A 4,285-nucleotide genomic window follows, 5' to 3' on the forward strand; every position below is an offset into this window, starting at 1 on the left:
ACCCACCAGGTGCTGACCGTCTACGAGATGGCCCTCGCGGGGGCGTCGCCGCGGGAGCGTGTCCGCGAGGACCCGCGATCGCGCCGGGGCGCGGCCGCCCGGCTCGGCACCTGGGCCACCGGGAGGCGGTCATGACCTGGTCCGAGGTCGCCGTCCTGGTCGTCGCGGTCGTGCTCGCCCTGGCCTGGTGGTTGTGGGCCGCGGCCAACCGGCTCGACCGTCTGCACCGCAAGGTCGCCGCCACGCGGGCCACCCTGGAGAACCAGCTCGTGCGCCGCGCCTCGGTGGCGGCCGAGCTCGCCGGGAGCGCCTGCCTGGACCCGGTCAGCTCGGTGCTGGTCGGGGAGACCGCGTGGTCGGCCCTCGAGGCGGGCCTCGACCTCGGGGTGGACCCGACGACGGCTCAGGCCGTCGCGGACGGGGCGGTGCCGCCGGCGCGGGACTCGGTCCCGCGCGACCTGGCCGAGTCGGACCTCTCCCGCACGCTGCGCACCGCTTTGGCCGACCCTGAGGACGTCGCCGAGCTGGGGGCGACCTCCCCGGGCAGCGAGCTGCTCGAGGCCCTCGCGGCGGCCTGGTACCGGGTCGAGCTCTCACGCCGGTTCCACAACGAGGCGGTCGCCCAGGCCCAGCGTCTGCGCCGCAAGGCCCTCGTGCGTGGGGCGCGCCTCGCGGGACGTGCCCCGATGCCGGAGACGGTCGAGATCGACGACACCTGGCCCGAGGCGCTGCGTCGGCCCGGCCACCAGGCCTGAGGCGTCGGGCGGGCCGGTCCCGCGGTCTACGATGGTGGGGTCGCCGGGCGAGCAGCACACCGCGACACCAGCACCCCGACCCCGAGCAGCAAGGACCGACGTGGGCACCGAGAGCACCGAGAACATCACCGGCACCGCCAAGGTCAAGCGCGGCATGGCCGAGATGCTCAAGGGTGGCGTCATCATGGACGTCGTCACGGCCGACCAGGCGAAGATCGCCGAGGACGCCGGGGCTGTCGCCGTGATGGCCCTCGAGCGGGTCCCCGCGGACATCCGCGCCCAGGGTGGCGTGGCGCGCATGAGCGACCCCGACCTGATCGACGGCATCATCGAAGCCGTCTCGATCCCTGTCATGGCCAAGGCCCGCATCGGGCACTTCGTCGAGGCGCAGGTGCTGCAGTCCCTCGGGGTGGACTACATCGACGAGTCCGAGGTGCTGACCCCGGCCGACTACACCCACCACATCGACAAGTGGGCCTTCACGGTGCCCTTCGTCTGCGGCGCGACCAACCTGGGCGAGGCCCTGCGTCGGATCACCGAGGGCGCGGCCATGATCCGCTCCAAGGGCGAGGCCGGCACGGGTGACGTCTCGAACGCGACCACCCACATGCGCACCCTGCGCGACGAGATCCGTCGCCTCACCTCGTTGCCCGAGGACGAGCTCTTCGTCGCCGCGAAGGAGCTGCAGGCGCCGTACGACCTGGTCGTCGAGGTCGCGCGCACGGGCAAGCTCCCCGTGGTGCTGTTCACCGCCGGCGGCATCGCGACCCCGTCGGACGCCGCGATGATGATGCAGCTCGGCGCCGAGGGCGTCTTCGTCGGCTCAGGCATCTTCAAGTCCGGCAACCCGGCCGAGCGCGCCTCGGCCATCGTCAAGGCCACGACCTTCTACGACGACGCGGACGTGGTCGCCAAGGTCTCGCGCGGTCTGGGTGAGGCGATGGTCGGGATCAACGTCGAGGACGTGCCCGAGCCCCACCGGCTGGCCGAGCGCGGCTGGTGAGGGACCCCGGCCCGGGCCAGAGCCCGGGCCGCCCTCCGGTGCAGCAGCTCGGGCCCGACTGGGTCCCGGGCGAGGACGGCATGCCGTTCCGTCGTGGGGCCCGGGTGCTGCTCTTCGACGAGGAGGATCGCGTCCTGCTCGTCCGAGGCCACGACCAGGACCAGCCTGAGCGCACCTGGTGGTTCACCGTCGGTGGTGGCATCGACCCGGGGGAGAGCCCCCGGCAGGCCGCCGTCCGTGAGGTGCGCGAGGAGACCGGTCTGCGCCTGGACCCCGACGGGCTCCTCGGCCCCGTGGCCGAGCGGACGGCCGTCTTCGACTTCCTGCGCCAGGCCGTGCGGCAGCACGAGCTCTTCTTCGTGGCGCGGGTGGTGCGACCCGGGGCGCTGAGCCACGAGGGGTGGACCGCGGTCGAGCGCAGCTTCATGGACGAGGCGCGCTGGTGGCACCTCGAGGACCTCGGGCGCAGCGGGCTGGAGATCTTCCCCTCGGAGCTCGTCTCCCTCGCCACGGGGCTCCTCGCCGGGTGGGACGGCGCCGTGCGCCAGCTCCTCGAGCAGAGGCGGGTGCGCTGAGCGCCTAGACTCGCCCCTCGTGACAGCACCGACCACCCCCCCGACGATCGGCGTCCTCGCCCTCCAGGGCGATGTGCGTGAGCACGTCGCGGCCCTCGAGACCTGCGGTGCCCGCGGGGTCCTGGTCCGCCGGGCGAGCGAGGTGGCGGCCGTCGACGGCCTCGTGATCCCCGGCGGTGAGTCCACGACCATCGACAAGCTCCTCGGGGTCTTCGATCTGCGGGAGCCGATCCGGGCCGCGATCCGCGAGGGGCTCCCGGTCTACGGGTCCTGCGCGGGGATGATCCTGCTCGCCGACCGTCTCGAGGGTGGGGTCCAGGGGCAGCAGACCCTGGGTGGCCTCGACGTGACCGTCCGGCGGAACGCCTTCGGCCGCCAGGTCGACTCCTTCGAGACCGACCTCGAGGTGGCGGGGCTGCCCGACGGCGACCCGCCCGTGCACGCGGTCTTCATCCGGGCACCCTGGGTCGAGGAGGTCGGCCCCGGGGTCCAGGTGCTGGCCACGGTCGGGTCGGGCCCGGCCGCCGGTAGGATCGTCGCGGTGCGTGAGCGGGACGTGCTGGCCACGTCCTTCCACCCGGAGATCTCGGGTGACCTTCGCCTGCACCGCATGTTCGTCCAGATCGTCGCCGACCGCGGTTGAGGGGTTCAACGCATGTCCGGTCACTCCAAGTGGGCCACCACCAAGCACAAGAAGGCTGCCATCGATGCCAAGCGCGGCAAGCTCTTCGCCAAGCTGATCAAGAACATCGAGGTCGCGGCCCGCACCGGTGGTGGTGACCTGGCCGGCAACCCGACGCTCTTCGACGCGGTCCAGAAGGCCAAGAAGTCCTCGGTCCCGAACGACAACATCGACCGCGCGGTCAAGCGCGGCTCGGGCCAGGAGGCCGGCGGCGCCGACTACCAGACGATCATGTACGAGGGCTACGGCCCGGGCGGCATCGCGGTGCTCGTCGAGTGCCTGACCGACAACAAGAACCGGGCCGCCTCGGACGTCCGGGTCGCCTTCTCGCGCAACGGCGGGTCGCTCGCCGATCCCGGCTCGGTCTCGTACCTGTTCTCCCGGCGCGGCGTGGTGCTCGTCCCCAAGACGGAGGGGCTGGGCGAGGACGACGTCCTGGCGGCGGTCCTGGACGCCGGTGCGGAGGAGGTCAACGACCTGGGGGAGTCCTTCGAGGTCATGAGCGAGGCCACCGACGTGGTCGCGGTCCGTACCGCTCTCCAGGGCGCGGGGATCGACTACGACTCGGCCGAGACCCCGTTCGTCCCCGCGATGCAGGTCGAGGTCGACGCGGAGGGGGCACGGAAGATCCTGCGTCTCATCGACGCCCTCGAGGAGAGCGACGACGTCCAGGAGATCTTCGCCAACTTCGACGCCTCGGACGAGGTCATGGCCGAGCTCGAGGACGACTGACGACACCCCGGCCGCCGTCCCGGTCGGGGCTGGCGACGGTGCCAGACTGATCGCGTGCGCATCCTCGGAGTGGACCCGGGCCTGACCCGGTGCGGCCTGGGCGTGGTCGAGTCCCGTCCTGGACGCAAGGTGGTGCTGGTCGAGGTCGGGGTCGCGCGGTCGGCGGTGGACGCCGAGGTCGCGACGCGCCTGCATCACATCGAGATCGAGGTCGAGCGCTGGCTGGACGAGCACCGGCCCGACGGTGTGGCCCTCGAGCGCGTCTTCGCCCAGCACAACCTGCGCACCGTGATGGGGACGGCCCAGGTCTCGGGGGTGGTCATGGTCGCGGCCGCCCGCCGCGGGCTCCCGGTCACCCTGCACACCCCGAGCGAGGTCAAGGCCGCGGTGACCGGCACGGGCCGCGCTCCCAAGGCCCAGGTGCAGCAGATGGTGGCGCGCATCCTCGGGCTGAGCGAGCTGCCCACGCCGGCCGACGCCGCCGATGCCCTGGCCCTGGGCATCTGCCACCTGTGGCGCCCCGGGGGGGCTGCCGGGC

Annotated in this window: 6 protein-coding genes; all 6 read left to right on the forward strand. The window is 72.8% G+C overall.

The window, feature by feature from the left end; genetic code table 11:
* Nucleotides 1–131: 131 nt before the first annotated feature.
* The gene (locus L0B03_RS14525; RefSeq protein WP_250447029.1) at nucleotides 132–755 is read left to right on the forward strand and encodes a hypothetical protein; all 624 of its coding nucleotides are present in this window, start codon (nucleotides 132–134) and stop codon (nucleotides 753–755) included.
* A 100-nt stretch (nucleotides 756–855) separates the two neighbouring features.
* Nucleotides 856–1,758, forward strand: a complete 903-nt coding sequence (gene pdxS / locus L0B03_RS14530; RefSeq protein ID WP_308200072.1) for a pyridoxal 5'-phosphate synthase lyase subunit PdxS — start codon at nucleotides 856–858, stop codon at nucleotides 1,756–1,758.
* An 80-nt stretch (nucleotides 1,759–1,838) separates the two neighbouring features.
* Nucleotides 1,839–2,333: an NUDIX hydrolase gene (locus L0B03_RS14535; RefSeq protein WP_250447032.1), complete on the forward strand. Its 495-nt coding sequence runs from the start codon at nucleotides 1,839–1,841 to the stop codon at nucleotides 2,331–2,333.
* A gap of 19 nt (nucleotides 2,334–2,352) precedes the next feature.
* Nucleotides 2,353–2,976 carry a pyridoxal 5'-phosphate synthase glutaminase subunit PdxT gene (gene pdxT, locus L0B03_RS14540; RefSeq protein ID WP_250447035.1) on the forward strand — a complete coding sequence of 208 codons (624 nt, stop codon included), beginning with the start codon at nucleotides 2,353–2,355 and terminating at the stop codon, nucleotides 2,974–2,976.
* A 12-nt stretch (nucleotides 2,977–2,988) separates the two neighbouring features.
* Nucleotides 2,989–3,747, forward strand: coding sequence for a YebC/PmpR family DNA-binding transcriptional regulator (locus L0B03_RS14545; RefSeq protein ID WP_250447038.1), 759 nt, complete (start codon nucleotides 2,989–2,991; stop codon nucleotides 3,745–3,747).
* A gap of 54 nt (nucleotides 3,748–3,801) precedes the next feature.
* The coding region (ruvC, locus tag L0B03_RS14550; RefSeq protein WP_250447040.1) for a crossover junction endodeoxyribonuclease RuvC at nucleotides 3,802–4,285 on the forward strand (484 nt) is incomplete at its 3' end.

This window comes from Actinotalea sp. C106 (assembly GCF_023630195.1).
Taxonomy (GTDB): Bacteria; Actinomycetota; Actinomycetes; order Actinomycetales; family Cellulomonadaceae; genus Actinotalea.

Excerpts from the sequence above, each read along its gene's own strand:
- L0B03_RS14525 (WP_250447029.1), top strand. The coding sequence starts at position 132 with ATGACCTGGTCCGAGGTCGCCGTCCTGGTCGTCGCGGTCGTGCTCGCC.
- L0B03_RS14545 (WP_250447038.1), top strand. The coding sequence starts at position 2,989 with ATGTCCGGTCACTCCAAGTGGGCCACCACCAAGCACAAGAAGGCTGCC.
- L0B03_RS14535 (WP_250447032.1), top strand. The coding sequence starts at position 1,839 with ATGCCGTTCCGTCGTGGGGCCCGGGTGCTGCTCTTCGACGAGGAGGAT.